The sequence below is a fragment of the Hymenobacter ruricola genome (assembly GCF_015694525.1).
GTDB lineage: Bacteria > Bacteroidota > Bacteroidia > Cytophagales > Hymenobacteraceae > Hymenobacter > Hymenobacter ruricola.
The window spans coordinates 188133-203991 of sequence record NZ_JADQDM010000004.1; the positions used below are offsets into that span (position 1 = coordinate 188133).

Here is a 15859-nt window from a genome sequence, read left to right on the forward strand (position 1 = left end):
TTGGTGGACGCCTTAATCTTTCTCGTACACCTTGACCACAAACACATAGTCCTGAAGCTTTTTCAGCTGCTGTGGGCGGCCGGTGCCGGCCAACTGGCCGTAGCGAGGCAGATGGTAGGGCGCGGTAGCCTTGGCGTTAGCAGCTAAGGAGTCGACCAGCCGCACCAGGTACGACGACTTAGTAGCGAAGGCGGCACTTTGCGCGTCGTTCTGCCGGCCGCTCACCACGCCAATCAGGTTGCCACGCTCGTCCAGCAGCGGGCCGCCCGAGTTGCCTGGGTTCACCGGAATGCTAACCTGATAAAAAGCGGTATCTCCCTCAAAACCCGAGCGGGCGCTCAGCGAGCCTTCACCGTACACCACGTCCTCGCGCGGGTAGCCCAGCGTGAATACCCGTTCGCCCAGGTCCGCCTGACCAGCTTTGATGGCGTAAGGCAGGCGGCCGAAGCCGGTGAATTTCCGGTCCGTAATGCGCAGGATGGCCAGGTCGTGCTTGGTGTCGGAATACACCGGTTCGGCGTGGAAGCGCTGCTTGTCGCGGCCTTCCACTAGCACCGAGTCCGCTCCCTGAATCACGTGGTAGCTGGTCACGATGTAGCCTTCCGAGGTAAGCGCAAAGCCCGTCCCGCTGAACTTGCTCACCGGCACCAAGGGTGTCACGCTGCCGTCGATGCGCTGAATGGTGTTATTCAGCACCTTCTGGTTTTGTTTGAGGTTGTTTATCTCGCGGCGCAAGGCCTGGTAGCCCGCCGGAATGGGCAAGTGGTTGGTGCGCCAAATGTCTAGGCCCAGCAGCGTGGCAAATACCGCCATCACGGCCACCGAGGCGGCCACGCCCACGGTGGCGCGGTGCCCGCTCCAGAACTCGCGCAGCTTGCGCTCGGTGCGCGAAATGCGCAGCATCGGGTTCACGGTGTGGGTGAGCTTGGCGGGTTGCTCAGCGGCGGGCGCAACTTCGGGGGATTCGGCGGCCAGCATGGCACCGTGAATGCCGCGCAACTGCTCGCGCGTCTGCTGGCGCTGGCGGTAGGCGCGCAAGGTGCCGGTCAGTTCCGTAAAGTCGGCGTAGCGCAGGGCAAAGTCCGGGTCGGCCGCCATGCGCGCTTCGAGGTTGGCGCGGGCGGGCCCGGCCAATTCGCCGTCGGCGTAGGCTTCAAATAAGGCGTAATAGTCTGCTTCAGTCATCATGGGTAAGCCCGCCGGTGGGAACGGCGGCGGTAAGCGAATTGAGGGTTCTGCGAACGGTTTGCCCGCAGCTAGCGGTAGTTAAATAGGCGCTTCTTTATAGTTGGCAAAGAATAGTTTTTTCAAGCGCACCAGGCACTTATACTTTTGATTTTTAGCATTATCGGCGTTGGTGTAGCCGAATTCAGTTGTCAAATCCTGCATCGATTTATCGAGCAGGTAGAAGCCTTCCAACAGCGAACGACAGGGCTCCCCCAGGTGGTTCAGGGCCTCGCTCATGGTGTTGAAGCGGCGGTCCTGTTCCTCAGCGGCCAGCACATCTTCCTCGGCCCCCGTGTTGAGGTAGGGGCCGTGCTCCTCGTCGTCGAGCAGGCGCACGCCGAAGCGGCTTTTGCTCGTCAGGCGCTTCAGCCACAGGCGGCGGCACACGGCGTAGAGGTAGGTTTTAATCTGGCAGCTCAGCTCCAAGGAGCCGTCGCGGACCTTCTCATAAAACACCATCACGCCTTCCTGGTACACGTCCTGGGCGTCGTCTTCGGAGCCGCTGTTTTGCAGCACGAAGTGCGACACCATGGGCCAGTGCAGCCGGTAGAGGTGGGCCAGCGCCCGCTCATCGCCGGAGCGAATGGCGGCAATCAGCGCATCGTCGGTAGGAGTCAAAGAAGAGGAAGTTGGAGTGCCCCTGCTCATTCACTTTGATTGTTAATACGGCCGCGGGCAGCAAGTAACCCGACGAAAAAATATTTTTCTGGCCCGGGTTACCTTTTCAGGAAGGCGGGATAAAGGGCGTTTTTAAGTTAACCCACTTTCAAAATTACCCCCAAAATGAACAACCTGTTTAAAGTTGCTGCCCTGGGCCTGGCCCTCACCGCTGGTCTGACCTCTTGCGAGTCGAAGTCGACCGAGTCGACCACCGTTGAGACTCCTGCCGCTGGCACCGAGACTTCGACCACTACCACCACTGACACCACCGCCATGGCTCCCGCTGCTGACGCTACGGCTCCTGCTGCTGGCACCACCACCGACGCTGCTGCTCCCGCTGCTGGCGCCACGACCGAAGGTGCTACCACCGCTGGTTCGACCACCACGACCACGACCACCGAAGCTCCTAAGTAGTTGACTGCCGGCGCTGGCCGGCTCACCACTTACGCTCGCGTAGTTGAAAAGCCCGGATTTCCCATTGGGAGGTCCGGGCTTTTTTGCGTTTGGCGCTGCTGCTACTGTTCAGGCAATCAAGCTCAACAAGTCGCGGGCAATGCCGGCCCAGGGCTGGTGCAGGTTGAGGGTGACCACGCGCACCGGGTGCCCGCCCAGAGTGTAGCGCACGTCCACGGCCTGGGTGGCGGCGGGGTAGAGCAGGATGCCCTCCAAGGCCTGGCCCGGCGCAGGCTGCTGGTTTTGCAGGTAGGCGTAGAGCTGGTAGAGGTGCGGGGAAATGAGGCGCTGCCGGTCGTAGCGCGGGCGCAGGGCCGCGGTGTAGTACTTGGTATCGAGGATGATTTTACGCTCGGGCGCTTCGAGGGTGGTGTCCGTGAGCATGGTGGGCAGCAGGGCCAGGTCGTCGGGCTGCTGGGCTTCGGCCTGCCAGGCAATGGTTTCGGCATACACGCGGTAGCGGCGCTGCTCGCGGCGGAAGAAGTTGCGGGTAAATTGCTCAAACAAGCGGGCCATCAGCGCCTCATCGCGGCGGAAATCGGCGAAGCGGCTGCGGCCGCCGGCCGTGGGCTCGGGCAGCGCCGTGAGCCAGACCAGTTCGCACACGTGCAGCAGGAACGCCAGTTGGCCGTCGGGCCGCTGGCGGCGCAGCTCCCGAAAGGTAGCAGCCGTGGGCCGGGGCACTGCCACCGCCCCACCGGGCAGGCGCTGCCGCAAGTGGCTCAACTCGCGGCGCAAGGCCAGGGGCAGGTCCGACGCGGTGGCTAACTGGTCCAGCGTTTGGGCCAGCAGGCGCAGCAGAGGCGAGGCGGCGCCCAATTCATCGAACGTGCAGATGGCCCGGCCCCGCGCCAGCAGGCCCCGGCCCAGGCTGGGCGCCAGCTCGACGCGGCCGCGCAGGCTGGTGAGCTCGGCTTCCTGGTTTTCAAAGGTGCGCGGCAGGCCTTGTTTCAGCAGGCGCCGGGTGCCGTGCAGCAGCACCTGCGCCAGCAGCCCCCACGGCCGATGAAACGGCGCGGCTTCGCTGGCTTGCAGCACGGCGGGCTCGGGCAGCCGGTTCCAGGCGTAGCACAGGAAGTAGTAGAGGGTGGGAAGCGGAATCACGGGCGCAACGCGGTTTTATCTGTCAGGCAATGCTTTTGTGACGGCCAAACGAGCCATTTGTGCACACGTCTTTTTTAAGACGTCAGCCCCCAGAGCAGAACAAAGGGCAAAACGAGAAACAGCACGAATTGCGTTTCAGTAGCGTATGAACCCGGTTTTTGAGGCTTGAACCACTGATATAAGACCCAGGCATACCCATCGTAAACGCCGAGTAAGCATAGGGTGACCAAGGTAAAAAGTCCGACTGCGTCACTGCTTTCGTCGAGCAGGCCGACCTCTACCAGCCATGCACCAACCGCCAGATTAAGCAGCAAAATGCATCCTTGGCGAAAGTTGTGCATGGAAGTGCTGCTTCTTAATCGAGCGTATGTTTTTTTACGCCAACAACTTGCGCAACTGAGCGGCGGCCGTGGCCGGCTGCTCGCGCCAATAGTCGGCCAGCAGCGGGCCTATTTCCTGCTCCAGCACCAGCCGGAGCCAAGCCTCGGCTTGCTCCGGCTGCGTCGGCGGCTGGCAAAAATAGCTGTGGCCAATTTCAAAGTCGGGCCCCAGCTCGGGGTCGTCGGCAATGGTTTGGTTCAACGCCAGCATGCGGGTGCACAAACGCTCGATGAGGGGCACGGGCACGCCTTTGGCAGCCAGGTAGCCTTGCAACGGCGCACCAAACTGCGGCTCCAACTGCACAAAGGCAAAGCGCCGACGCAGGGCATAATCCAGCGGGCTGAGCGAACGGTCAGCCAGATTTAGCGTGCCGATGACGTAGAGGTTATCGGGCACGAAGAAGCGCGGCAGGTCGGGCGGCGCGTAGGGCAGCCGCAGGGCGTGGGCCGGGCCGCGCTTATCGGCTTCGAGCAACAGCAGCAGCTCGCCGAAAATGCGCGGCACGTTGCCGCGGTTCACCTCGTCAATGAGCAAAAAATACGCCCGCCCGGGGTCGGCGGCGGCGCGCTGGCAGAGCAGGGGCAGCACGCCGGGCACGAGGTGAAAGCGGCCGTCGGCATCGGGCCGGAAGCCCAGCATGAAATCCTCGTAGCCGTAGCTGGGATGAAACTGCACCAATTCCAGGCGGCGCTCGTCCTGCGCGCCGAGCAGCAGCCAGGCCAGCCGCCGCGCCAGAAACGTTTTGCCGGTGCCGGGCGGGCCTTGCAGCAGCAGGTTACGCCGGCGCATAAGGCCCGCTACAGCCGCATCCAGCGCGGCTTCATCCATGAATAGCTCGGCCAACGCATCGGCGCGGGTGTAGGCGGGCGGTGCGTAAGGCGCGGCCGGCTCGGCGGCGAGCGTGGAAGGGGCCGCGTGAGAAAGAAAAGTTTCCGGCCCATCCTTGGGCAGGCCGGTGTACAAATCTTCGGCTTGCTGCCGGGCCGTTTCCTCGCCGTCGGGGCCGGAGCCGGACGTGAGCACCGGCCGCTTCGTGCTGATGGTGAAGTCCAGGCTTTCCAGCAAGGCGTTGGTGGGGGCGCCGGCGGCGCGGGGCCATTGGGCGGCGGGATTGCCGGTGGCCAGGCGATAGGCCAGTTCGGCCACGGCGCGGGGCGGGTAGCGCCGGCCCCGGTACACCAGCTCGTACACGGTGCCGGGCGGCAGGGGCCGGCCCTCGCGCGCCACCTGGCGCAGGGCGCGCAGCACCTGCTCGCGGGTGAGCAGCGAGGGCGCGTGGGCGGCAGCAGATTCGGGCGAAGCGGCGGGCATGGTGGGCAATGTAGGACCGGAACAACAAACGGCGGGGAACGGCCTTTAATAAAGAACGTCATGCAGAGCGGAGCGAAGCATCTCTACCGCAAGAGTAATCAGATTACTGCTGCGGTAGAGATGCTTCGCTCCGCTCTGCATGACGTTCTAAAAACGTTTTAACAGACCTGCGGGACCGGCTACGCAGTACTACGGGGCCACCGTGAACTTGCGCGTCACCGAATTGTACGGGCCGGGGATGAGCGTGCCGCTGCTGTCAACGAGCTCCAGCTTCACGGTGTTTTCGCCGGCGGGCAGGCCTTCCATCATGTAGGGCTGCCAGCGGTCAATCATGAACTCAGTGCCGTTGATGGTGGCGCGCACGCGGTTGCCGCCGGGCTCCAGCGTGGTGTTCACGAGGTAAAAGTCCAGCATGATGCGCTTGGCATCGGCGCCGGAGTAGGTGTCTTTCGGGCGGCTGTAGAACAGGTTGGGCCCGTTCACGTTGATGATGGGCGTGGCGGGCGCCGCGCCGTTGCCCACGTTGATGATGCGCAGGTCGTAGGCGCCGCGGTGCTTGAGGCTTTCGTGGTAGGAGCGCGACAGGAACGAGAGCACCACGTGCTGGCCGTCGGGGATGGCTTTGCTGAAGGTGGTTTCGTAGTGGGCGGTGTAGGGCTCGTTGTCCACGATGTTGTGGATGTGCTGGCCCTTCATCGAATTCGCCATTTCGGCCATGTGCGGGCCGCCGCTCATTTTGGTGAGCTGGAAGTTGGTGATTTGGTAGTTGAAGGGCACTTCGCCGCTGGGCACCGTGGAGTTGGCGATGGGGGCGCGCAGCTGCATTTGCGCTTCCGGGAACCGGGGCGAGTCGTTGAAGGGCGTCAGGCGGATGCCGTTGGACTCCATGCTTTCGCCGCTGCCGCCGGGGCGGGCCGCGGCCGCGGTGCCGCTACCGGCCGAGGCGCTCACGTCGGTCGCCGGCTTGCTGGTTTCGCAGCTTGCGAGTACGGCCAGGGTTAGGGTGCTGCTCAGCAGCCAGTAGGGAGTTTTCATAGGGGGTAAAAAACGCAAAAATGTTTGGTAGTAATTTTCTCAAAGAGTTCGTATAGAGCGTGCCGCTTACGAACCGTCCCCGGTGGAAGGTTTTGATTAACTTGCGGCGTTGCCCACCGTGGGGCTTACAAGCCCCAAAGTAAACCTAATTTTCCCATGCAAGACCAACTTCTCGACCAAATTCCCTCGCTCGACCTCGCCGACTTCCGTTCGGGCGACCCCGAGCGCAAGGCCCGCTTCGTGCAACAGCTCGGCGAGGCCTACCAAAACATCGGTTTCGTGGCCCTCAAAAACCACGGCCTCAACGACGAGCAAACCAAACAATTGTACGCCGACGTGCAGGCGTTTTTCCAGCTGCCCGACGACGCCAAGCAGCGCTACGAAAACCCGGAGCTAGCCGGCCAGCGCGGCTACATCAGCAAGGGCAAGGAGCACGCCAAGGGCCGCAACACCGGCGACCTCAAGGAATTCTACCACGTGGGCCAGGAAGTGGAAACCGAAGACCCCATCAAAAACGAGTACCCCGAAAACATCTGGCCCAGCGAGGTGCCCTCCTTTAAAGAAAGCACCTTCCGCGCCTACCGCACGCTGGAAAGCGCCGGCCAGGACGTGCTGCGCGCCATTGCGCTGTACCTGCACTTGCCCGAAAACTACTTCGACGACAAGGTGAAGCACGGCAACAGCATCCTGCGCCCCATTCACTACTTCCCCATCGAAGACCCCGACGCGGTGCCCGCCGACGCCGTGCGCGCCGCCGAACACGGCGACATCAACCTGATTACCTTGCTGATGGGCGCCAGCGCCGACGGCCTGCAGGTGAAGCGCCGCGACGGCAAGTGGATTCCCATCACGGCCCTGCCCGACCAGATTGTGGTGAACGTGGGCGACATGCTCCAGCGCCTCACCAACGGCGTGCTGAAAAGCACCATCCACCGCGTGGTGAACCCGGCCCGCGAGAAAATGAACACCTCGCGCTACAGCATTCCGTTCTTCATGCACCCGCGCTCGGAAATGAGCCTGGCCGCGCTGGAGCACTGCATCACGCCCGACAACCCCAAGAAGGAGGCCGACATCACGGCCGGCGAATTCCTGAACGAGCGCCTGATTGAGCTGGGCCTGAAAAAGAAGTAATTTCGGTTTTGCCTCCCAGAAGCGGCCCGCCTTATTCCAGGCGGGCCGCTTTTTTACGGCCTAGCAGCGGCCGCCAGCAAAGCGGGCAAGCCCAGGCTGGGCAGGCCGTTGGCTGCTGCCATTGAAAAGCTGTTAAAAAAACGCGCCAAGATGCGTGTACCGAGCTGTTTGCCCTATCTTCGGTATATATAGGAAACTGCCCACTGTGCAAACCCAAGCAACTCCCGCGTCTACCGTTTCGCTTGCGCCGCCGCCCCGGCGCTCTGGCAAGCGCACGCGCCGGGTACGGGGCATCATTTTCCTTAAAGACGTGGCCGTGCTGGCGCTCACCGCTTTTGGCGGGCCGCAGGCACACCTGGCCATGTTTTTCCGGCTGCTGGTGGAGAAGCGCCGCTACATCAGCGCGGCCGAGCTGCTGGAATTGCAGGCGCTGTGCGCGCTGCTGCCGGGTCCCACCTCCACCCAAACCATTACCGTCATCGGCTTCCGGCTGGGCGGGCCCAACCTGGCCTACCTCACTTTGCTGGTCTGGATGGCGCCCGCCGTGGCCCTCATGACCGTGGCCGGCCTCACCCTCAGTCACCTCGACCCCGCCCGGGTGGCGGCGCTGGTGCAGTTTGTGCAGCCGGTAGCCGTGGGCTTCGTGGCCTTCTCGGCTTATAAAATCTCGGAGAAAGTCATCCACACCAAAACCGCCGTGGGGCTGATGGTGGCCGCCGCCATGCTGGCCTACTTTTTCCAGCTGCCCTGGATGCTGCCGCTGCTGCTGCTGGCCGGCGGCGCCGTCACCACGGTGCGCTACCGCAAGCACGCCATCATTCAGGAGAAAAAGCCCCTCAGGGTGGAATGGGCCAACTTTTTTCTATGGTTTGGCATTCTGGTGGGGGCGGCCCTGCTGGGGCACTACACGCGCCTGCTGCCGGTGCGGCTGTTTGAGAACTTTTACCGCAACGGCTCCCTGGTATTCGGGGGCGGGCAGGTGCTGGCCCCGCTGCTTTATGCTGAGTTCGTGGAGTTTAAGCACTACCTCACGGCACCGGAATTTCTGTCGGGCCTGGGGCTGGTGCAGGCCATGCCGGGGCCTAATTTTTCCATTGCGGCCTACATCGGGGCGCTGGCCATGCGGCCGGCGGGCGGCACTCACATGCAGTTGCTGGGCGCGCTGGTGGGCGTGGCGGGCATCTTTCTGCCGGGCACTTTCCTCATCTTTTTCGTCATTCGCTTCTGGGACCGGCTGCGGCAGTACCGCGTGGTGCAGGCCTCGCTGGAAGGCATCAATGCCGTGAGCGCCGGGCTGGTGTGCGCGGCCACGTTTCTATTGTACCACCCACTGCCGTACCGGCTGCTGGATTTGCCTTTTCACCTCGGGCCCATTGATTCGCTGCCGCTGAACCCGCTGCTGGTGGGCACCACGTTTCTGCTGCTGCTCTGGGAAAAGGTGCCGAGCGTGGCCATTATCGCCGTGGCGCTGCTGGCGGGAGCGGTGCTGGGATAGGAGGGGGAGGCAGAATCAACCTGTCATTGCGAGCGCAGCGAAGCAATCCGTCCTGTTCTCAGCGACCAGCCCTAAGTTGTGAAGCACTTATTACAAAGCCCCCGGCATTGTGCATTGCCGGGGGCTTTTTGGTGAAAGGACGTGTCTGGTCTTAACAGGACAGATTGCTTCGCTGCGCTCGCAATGACAGACAAATTCTGACTTTCTGCAGCAAGCGACTCCGTGCCAGCACGGACGGAAATATGCCCGCCAGCACGGATTGACCGGGACAGTTGAGAGCGGGTCCTTTGTGAAGGCCAATGCGTTGGCCGTGTCCTTCACCGTTTTTCTGTTCGACCCCATGAATACCCTCGCCTTTGGGCGCTGGCTGCCGGCTGCTGCCGTGGCGGCCGCGCTGCTCCCGGCCCCGCTGCTGGCCCAGAAACTGGTCATTGAGAAAACCCACGACGTATCGGGCAAAGCCAAGCGCGGCTTTCTCGACGACGTGAAAGTAGACGAGTCGGCCAACAAAGTGGACCTGACCTTTTGCACCAAGGCCAACAACCGCAAGGTGAAGTTTGAAACCTATCACTTTGATAAGCAATTCAACTTCAAGGGCATGGACGAGAGCGAGGAGCCCGTGGAAAAGGTGAAGCGCTACAAGGGCGACCTCTACGACGTGCTGGGCGTGACCGTGGAGCCCAACATGATGGGCACGCTGGTGCTGCGCCGCAAGCAGGTGCACTACAAGTGGGATTGGGTGTGGGGCGGCTACAACAAGAAGGTCGAAATCCTGGAAAAAGTGAAGCCCCGCGGCGACAACGGCGCCTACTACCAGTACCTCACCCACGCCGACTACGACCAGACCGGCACCGTGGTGGTCCTCACCTCGGTGAAGGACAAGCTGGGCAAGGGCATGGACCCCCTGAAGATGTACAAGGAGTTCCACGTCCTTAAATTCAACAAAGACCTGGAGCTGGTGAGCGACTCGCCGCTGACTTTTGACAAACCAATGAGCGTGGTGGAAGCCAAAAAGCTGGACCCGCAGGGCGACCGCGACGAAGACGCCGACGACAGCGCCGACCCGGAATACGACCTCGGCTTCGTGTTTGCGCCCTCGCCGGTGGGTGGCAAGAAAGTGAGCGACGCGCCCACCAGCTACGCCTTCGTGCGCGTGGGGGCCGACACCAAGGAGCGCGAGCGGGTGGCCCTGGCCTCGCCCAACGGCGCCTGGGTGGTGAACGGCATGGCCCAAAGCGCCGACGGCACGCTCTCCCTCTTTGGCCCGGCCAACGACAAGGCCGACGAGTACTTCGCCAAATACATCCCTTCGCAGGCGGCCAACGGCGGCACCCGCGAGCCGGAAGAAGAAAATTTCAAAGCCAAAAACTTCCAGCTGGCCCAGATAAAAGGCGGCGCGGTGCGCTACCTCACCAGCACGCCGATTGATGATTTCGAGAAGAAGCTGCAAACCCCGCCCACCCAGAAGCGCACGCCCGAGTACACCGGCAAGCGCTTTAAGGTGACGGGCGGCAGCATCCTGCCCAACGGCGACCTGCTGATTCAGGGCCAGGCCTTCAAGTTCGAGCGCAAGGGCCTGGGGCTGGGCGCCCAGAAAACGGCGTCGAGCGGCGGCGGGCTGGCCGGGGGGCTGATGAGCCTGGCCGGCAAAGGCGGCACCACCATGAGCAGCACCGAAAACCTGAAAGACTACCGCGACGTGATGATGTTCCACTTCGACCCGCAGGGCCAGCTGCGCGCCCAATACGGCGTGCGCCGCCAGGAAAACAACAAATTCAGCGAGCAAAACCCCAACGAGCAGCACACCTACCTGGGGCAAGATGGCCGCAGCGTGTACTGGATGATAGGCGAAATCACGGGCGTGCGCGAAATGGGCGGCATGGAATCGGGCACGGCCAAAGTGCTTTACTACCCGGCCGTGGCCAAAATCGACCTGGCTTCGGCCAAGCTCAGCAACTTCACCAAGTTCGGCAACGAGCAGTATTTCCTCAACAACTCGATGCCGCAACTGCCCATGGGCGGCAAAAACAGCATCGTGTACTTCGGCGAAAACCGTAGCGGCAAAACCATGTGGTTCGGCCAGATGCCGCTAGAGTAGGGGAGGTGTTGCCTGTCATTGCGAGCGCAGCGCGGCAATCCGTCCTGTTCTCAGCGACCAGCACAAAGACGTGACAAAGTTCTGAAAAAGCCCCGGCACTTTGCAGTGTCGGGGCTTTCTGATAAAAGGACGTGTCTGGTCTTGACAGGACGGATTGCCGCGCTGCGCTCGCAATGACAGAATGGTTTACGCCTCCACCCGCCGGGCCAGATACTCCGCCCGGGCCTCTTCCAGCTGCCGCAGCAGGTCGGCCCGGCGGTTCAGCAGGTCCTGGCCCACGGCGGGCATGCTGCGGAACAGGCGCAGGGCGCGCAGCCGCTCCAGCCGCGGGGCCAGCTTGTTCCAGTAGCTCAGGGCGTAGAAGCCGGTGAGGGGCAGGCTGAGCACGTAGAGGGCCGTGAGGCGCCAGTCGTGGGTGAGCCAGTGTTGCACGGCGGCGGCTTGCAGGGCGTAGGCCAGCGGAAACGTGAACATGCCCACCACCAACATGATGGGCGCCACAAAGGAAATGTCGTCGGTGGCGCGTTTGGCCACCATCGACGGCAAAATGTAGGGCAGGTAATTGTTGATGAGCCCGTACAGCCACACCGGCGCGCCCAGCACCAGGTTCAGCAGGCCGGCCACGGTGCCGCGGCTTTGGCCTTCCACGGCCTCGTCGGTGAGGCCGTGGCGCTGCAGCTCGCTCAGGTAAGTTTGGAACTGGATGCGCATGGATACCAGCCGCGTGGGCGCGTGCTGCTCGAACCAGGCCAGCGCCTGCAGCAGCGTCTGGCTGAGCTGAAAGTTGTCGTAGAGCGTGTCGGGGTTGTCGTCGGGGTTGAGGTGGTCGCCGAAGGTGCGCTCCACCTGCTGCACAAATTCGTCCTCGGCCGCGTCGCGCGTGATGACCAGGCGCTTCTCCAGCGCCTCGCGAATGGCGTCGGTGAGCTGGTCGGCCGCTGCTTCGGGGTCCTGGGCGTAGGCGGCGGCGTAGTCGGCCACGATGATGGGCGGGGCCACGTTCAGCAGCACGTCGGAGCGGAAGCGGGCGGGGTCGAAATAGTTGTTGGCAATGGGTATCACCATCAGGCCCAGCTGGAAACCGTGGCGAGCCTCGGCGCCCAGCGCAATGCGGGCGGCGCCGGTTTTGAGGGGGCGCAGGCGGCGCTCGGTGATGCTGGTGCCCTCGGGAAAAATCATGATGGTGCCGCCCTTGTCAAGGTAGTCGTAGCAGCGGCCGAAGCTGGCCTCGTTCTGGGCGGCCAGCTGCTCGGGCGTGGCGGGGGCGGCGCCGCTTTCGGCGTCCTGACGCCGGTAGATGGGGATGGAGTTGCCCGACTCCATGATGGCCCGGCTGATAGGGTTCTTGAAAAACGTGCTTTTGGCCAGAAACGCCACCGGCTGCCGCGTGTGGATGGCCGTGAGCAGCGGGTCCATGAGCGTGTTGGGGTGGTTGGCGGCGAAGAGCAGCGGGCCGGGCAGGTTGAGCCGTTCGCGGTGCCGGACTTCCATGCGCCGGAAAAACACCCGCAGCGCTACCTGCACCAACGGCTTCATCACAGTATAAAAGAGCATGGGCCGAAAGCAGTTAGGCCGGCGAAGGTAGGCAGCGGCTTCCTAATGCGCCTTGCCCCGGCTAATGCGCTACTGCGCCGAAAACCGGAAGGCCGCCGGCGTCAGGCCCGTCTTGCTTTTAAACAGCCGCGTGAAGTACTGCGGGTACTCAAACCCTAGCTGAAACGCCGTCTCGTTGATGGTGAACGAAGTGGTCAGCAGCAGGCGTTTAGCCTTCTCAATGAGGGCGTGGTGCAGGTGCTGCTGGGTATTCTGGCCGGTGAGGCTGCGGAGCATGTCGCTGAGGTAGGCCGGCGACACGTGCAGAGCGTCTGCAAAATGCTGCACGGTGGGCAGCGGCTGCTCGCCGTCGGGCGCAAAATACTCCGTGACCAAGGCCTCGAAGCGGCTGAGCAGGTCGTGCTCGGGCGTGCGCCGGGTGAGGAACTGGCGGTGGTAGAAGCGGTTGGCGTAGCTCAGCAGCACTTCGAGCTGCGAGATGAGTACGTCCTGACTGAAGGCGTCGATGGGCTGCTCGTACTCCAGTTTCATGTTGCGCAACAGGCCATCAAGCACCGCTTCTTCTTTGGCCGAGAGGTGCAGCGCCTCGTGCACGTCGTAGGAGAAAAAGCTGTAGCTCAATATCTTTTTGGCCAGTGGGTACTTCGCCAGCAAGTCGGGATGAAACACCAGCATCCAGCCGCTGATTTCCGACAAATCCAGCGTTTCATCAATGGCAAACACTTGGCCCGGCGCCTGAAACCCCAGCACGCCCTCGCCGAAATCGTAGGACTGCCGGCCGTAGTAGATGGTGCCCTTCAAGCCCTTTTTCAGCCAGATGCTGTAGAGCTGCGGCACCACCGGCGTAAGGCCCTTGGGAGGCGCCTGCCCGCGCGCCTCGCTCAGGTCGATGATGGTGAGCAGGGGGTGTGCCGGGGCCGGCTTCCCGCAAAAGCGGGTGTAGTCCGTGACGGTGTGCAGCACCCGAAACTCTTTGCTGGCTGGTTTCATGGGAATTGATTGAAGGTAAGCCGCTCAGAAGAAAATGGTTTGAAAAGCTAGCAAAGCCTATTAGAACGTCATGCTGAGCTTGTCGAAGCATCTCGCGTGCAAGAGTAAATGAATTACCACTGCACGCGAGATGCTTCGACAAGCTCAGCATGACGTTCTAATAGGCCGGCGGCGCAATGGCGGGCTGGCTGTGCTTGGTTCCTTAAAACCCTTCCGGATACGCGGCACCGGCCTGGCTGCCCACCGGCATAATAGTCTCCAGCTCTGCCAGCTCGGCTGCACTCAGTGCCATGGTAGCAGCGGCCACGTTGGCCTCCAGGTACTTGCGGCGCTTGGTGCCCGGAATGGCCACCACGCCCTGCGCCAGCACCCAGGCCAGCGCTAGCTGCGCGGCCGTCACGCCTTTGGCCTGGGCCATGGCTTGCAGCTTCTCCACCAAAGCCAGGTTTTTGTAGAAATTCTCGCCCTGGTAGCGCGGGAAAAAGCGGCGCGAGTCGTTGGGCTCGAAGTCGTCCGGCGTCTTGATGTCGCCCGACAAAAAGCCCCGGCCCAGCGGCGAATAGCCCACGAAGCCGATGCCCATCTCGCGCGTGGCTTGCAGCACGCCGTTTTCCTCCACGCCCCGGTCAAAGAGCGAGTACTCGGTTTGCAGCGCCGTGATGGGGTGCACGGCGTGCCCCCGACGCAGCACGTCGGCCGACACTTCGCTCAAACCCAGGAAGCGCACTTTGCCTTCTTCCACCAGCCGGCTCATGGCGCCCACGGTTTCTTCGATGGGCGTGGCGGGGTCCACGCGGTGCAGGTAGTAGAGGTCCACGTAGTCGGTGCCCAGGTTGCGCAACGAGCGTTCGATGGACTTGCGCACGTACTCGGGCCGGCCGTTGTAGCCGCCGGTCCAGGTTTCGTTATCGTCGACTTCAAAGCCGAACTTAGTGGCCAATATTACCTCGGCGCGGCGGCCGGCAATGGCCCGGCCCACCAGCCGCTCATTCAGGGCGGGGCCGTAGAGGTCGGCCGTATCCAGCAGGTTCACGCCCAGTTCCAGGGCCCGGTGAATGGTGGCCACGCTCTCGGCTTCGTCGGCCTCGCCGTACACGCTCATGCCGTTCACGCCGGCCGTCATGCCCATGCAGCCCAGTCCTTCCACGGGTACGTGCAGGCCCTGGCTGCCCAGGGCTACTGTTTTAATGGTGCTCATCGTAAGTGTTTTAAAAGAGGTGATTGAGTAAGGCAAAGGTCCGGCCCCGGCCTGCCCGGCGCGTTATACAAACCCCTACTTCTGCAACACAAATCGCGGCGCCTACCAGCCCCGCACCTCCGCGCCGCCAAATACGGCGCGCTTTATCACCGGCCACAGGCGCCCGCCCACGGGGTCCACGATGCTGGCATCGTCCAACGTCTGCAAATGCTCCGCGCTCAGGCGCACTTCCAGCGAAGCCAGGTTGTCGCGCAACTGCTCCGTGCGGCTGGCGCCGATGATGAGCGAGCTGATGCCCGGCTGCGCCGTCGCCCACGCCAGCGCCACCTGCGCCAGCGGCCGCTCCAGCTGCGCCGCCACCGGCCGCAGGGCTTCCAGCACGCGCCAGTTGTGGTCCGTGAATTTCAGGTTGCCGAACGGGTTGGGGCCGCTGAGCCGGCCTTCGCCGCTGGCGCCGGCCCCGGCGCGCTCGTACTTGCCGGCCAAAAATCCCGCGGCCAGCGGACTCCACGGCGTGATGCCCAGGCCCAGATGCAGGGCGGCGGGCACGTGTTCGGTCTCAATGCCGCGCGCCACCAGCGAATATTCCTGTTGCAGCGCAATGGGCCCCGGCACGCCGTGCGCGGCGGCCAGCGTGGCCGCCTGGGTGGCGTACCAGGCCGGCACGTTCGAAAAGCCAAAGTAGCGAATGGTGCCTGCCCGCACCAGGTCGCCCAGGGTTTGCAGCACTTCCTCGGCGGGCGTCACCGTGTCCCAGGCGTGCAGCCAGTACAGGTCCACGTAGTCGGTTTGGAGGCGGCGCAGGGAGCCCTCCAGGGCGCGGTAAATGTTTTTGCGGCCGTTGCCGCCCGCGTTGGGGTTGCCGGGCTGGGGGTTGAAAGCAAATTTGGTGGCCAGCACCAGCTGGTCGCGCAAGCGGCGCTCGGCCACGAAGCGGCCCACCATTTCTTCGCTGCGGCCCCCGGCGTACACGTCGGCCGTGTCGATAAAATTGCCGCCGGCCGCTACGTAAGCGTCGAAAACGTGCTGGGAAACATCCTCGGCCGAGCCCCAACGCGGGGTGCCAAAGGTCATGGTGCCCAAAGCGAGCGGGCTCACCACCAGGCCGGAGCGGCCCAGGGTACGAAAATCAGTAAGGGGCATGAGCGAGGAGCGGTAAGTTGGTGCAAAGCTCCAACCGCCTGCTACTGCCGCGGTTATACAAACCCGCGCTTCTGCAACA

The 15859-nt window shown here is 63.1% G+C and carries 14 protein-coding genes; 4 read left to right on the forward strand and 10 right to left on the reverse strand.

Annotated features, from left to right (window positions below; genetic code table 11):
* Positions 1 to 12: 12 nt before the first annotated feature.
* A complete protein-coding gene (locus I2H31_RS10715; protein ID WP_196293025.1) occupies positions 13 to 1188 on the reverse strand; it encodes a trypsin-like peptidase domain-containing protein in 1176 nt (391 codons plus the stop codon).
* Between the two features lie 78 nt (positions 1189 to 1266).
* Positions 1267 to 1875, reverse strand: a complete 609-nt coding sequence (locus I2H31_RS10720; protein ID WP_196293026.1) for an RNA polymerase sigma factor — start codon at positions 1873 to 1875, stop codon at positions 1267 to 1269.
* Positions 1876 to 2010: 135 nt separating this feature from the next.
* Here I2H31_RS10720 and I2H31_RS10725 point away from each other — a divergent pair, with 135 nt between their 5' ends.
* Positions 2011 to 2301 carry a hypothetical protein gene (locus tag I2H31_RS10725; RefSeq protein WP_196293027.1) on the forward strand — a complete coding sequence of 97 codons (291 nt, stop codon included), beginning with the start codon at positions 2011 to 2013 and terminating at the stop codon, positions 2299 to 2301.
* A gap of 108 nt (positions 2302 to 2409) precedes the next feature.
* Here the strand turns inward: I2H31_RS10725 and I2H31_RS10730 are convergent, their stop codons facing one another.
* The 4 genes from I2H31_RS10730 to I2H31_RS10745 all read right to left on the reverse strand — a co-directional run bounded on the left by I2H31_RS10730 (position 2410) and on the right by I2H31_RS10745 (position 6171).
* Positions 2410 to 3444 (reverse strand): 5-methylcytosine restriction system specificity protein McrC, encoded by a 1035-nt coding sequence (locus tag I2H31_RS10730; RefSeq protein WP_196293028.1) that lies wholly within the window; start codon positions 3442 to 3444, stop codon positions 2410 to 2412.
* Positions 3445 to 3518: 74 nt separating this feature from the next.
* The gene (locus I2H31_RS10735; RefSeq protein WP_196293029.1) at positions 3519 to 3785 is read right to left on the reverse strand and encodes a hypothetical protein; all 267 of its coding nucleotides are present in this window, start codon (positions 3783 to 3785) and stop codon (positions 3519 to 3521) included.
* A gap of 34 nt (positions 3786 to 3819) precedes the next feature.
* A complete protein-coding gene (locus I2H31_RS10740) occupies positions 3820 to 5136 on the reverse strand; it encodes an AAA family ATPase (protein ID WP_196293030.1) in 1317 nt (438 codons plus the stop codon).
* A 189-nt stretch (positions 5137 to 5325) separates the two neighbouring features.
* Entirely contained in the window at positions 5326 to 6171 is an 846-nt protein-coding gene (locus tag I2H31_RS10745; protein ID WP_196293031.1) for a hypothetical protein, read from the reverse strand.
* A 156-nt stretch (positions 6172 to 6327) separates the two neighbouring features.
* On the opposite strand from I2H31_RS10745, the gene I2H31_RS10750 reads away from it, so the two are divergent.
* From I2H31_RS10750 to I2H31_RS10760, 3 genes are all read left to right on the forward strand, one after another.
* Positions 6328 to 7302: an isopenicillin N synthase family dioxygenase gene (locus I2H31_RS10750; RefSeq protein WP_196293032.1), complete on the forward strand. Its 975-nt coding sequence runs from the start codon at positions 6328 to 6330 to the stop codon at positions 7300 to 7302.
* 205 nt (positions 7303 to 7507) lie between these two features.
* Entirely contained in the window at positions 7508 to 8797 is a 1290-nt protein-coding gene (chrA, locus tag I2H31_RS10755; RefSeq protein ID WP_196293033.1) for a chromate efflux transporter, read from the forward strand.
* 340 nt (positions 8798 to 9137) lie between these two features.
* Complete coding sequence (locus I2H31_RS10760; RefSeq protein ID WP_196293034.1) at positions 9138 to 10895, forward strand: hypothetical protein; 1758 nt, start codon at positions 9138 to 9140, stop codon at positions 10893 to 10895.
* A 186-nt stretch (positions 10896 to 11081) separates the two neighbouring features.
* Here I2H31_RS10760 and I2H31_RS10765 read toward each other — a convergent pair whose 3' ends face one another.
* The 4 genes from I2H31_RS10765 to I2H31_RS10780 all read right to left on the reverse strand — a co-directional run bounded on the left by I2H31_RS10765 (position 11082) and on the right by I2H31_RS10780 (position 15780).
* Positions 11082 to 12449 carry a lysophospholipid acyltransferase family protein gene (locus I2H31_RS10765; protein WP_196293035.1) on the reverse strand — a complete coding sequence of 456 codons (1368 nt, stop codon included), beginning with the start codon at positions 12447 to 12449 and terminating at the stop codon, positions 11082 to 11084.
* Positions 12450 to 12518: 69 nt separating this feature from the next.
* Entirely contained in the window at positions 12519 to 13439 is a 921-nt protein-coding gene (locus tag I2H31_RS10770; RefSeq protein ID WP_196293036.1) for a helix-turn-helix domain-containing protein, read from the reverse strand.
* Positions 13440 to 13641: 202 nt separating this feature from the next.
* Entirely contained in the window at positions 13642 to 14637 is a 996-nt protein-coding gene (locus tag I2H31_RS10775; RefSeq protein WP_196293037.1) for an aldo/keto reductase, read from the reverse strand.
* Between the two features lie 102 nt (positions 14638 to 14739).
* Complete coding sequence (locus I2H31_RS10780; protein ID WP_196293038.1) at positions 14740 to 15780, reverse strand: aldo/keto reductase; 1041 nt, start codon at positions 15778 to 15780, stop codon at positions 14740 to 14742.
* Between the last annotated feature and the right edge of the window lie 79 nt (positions 15781 to 15859).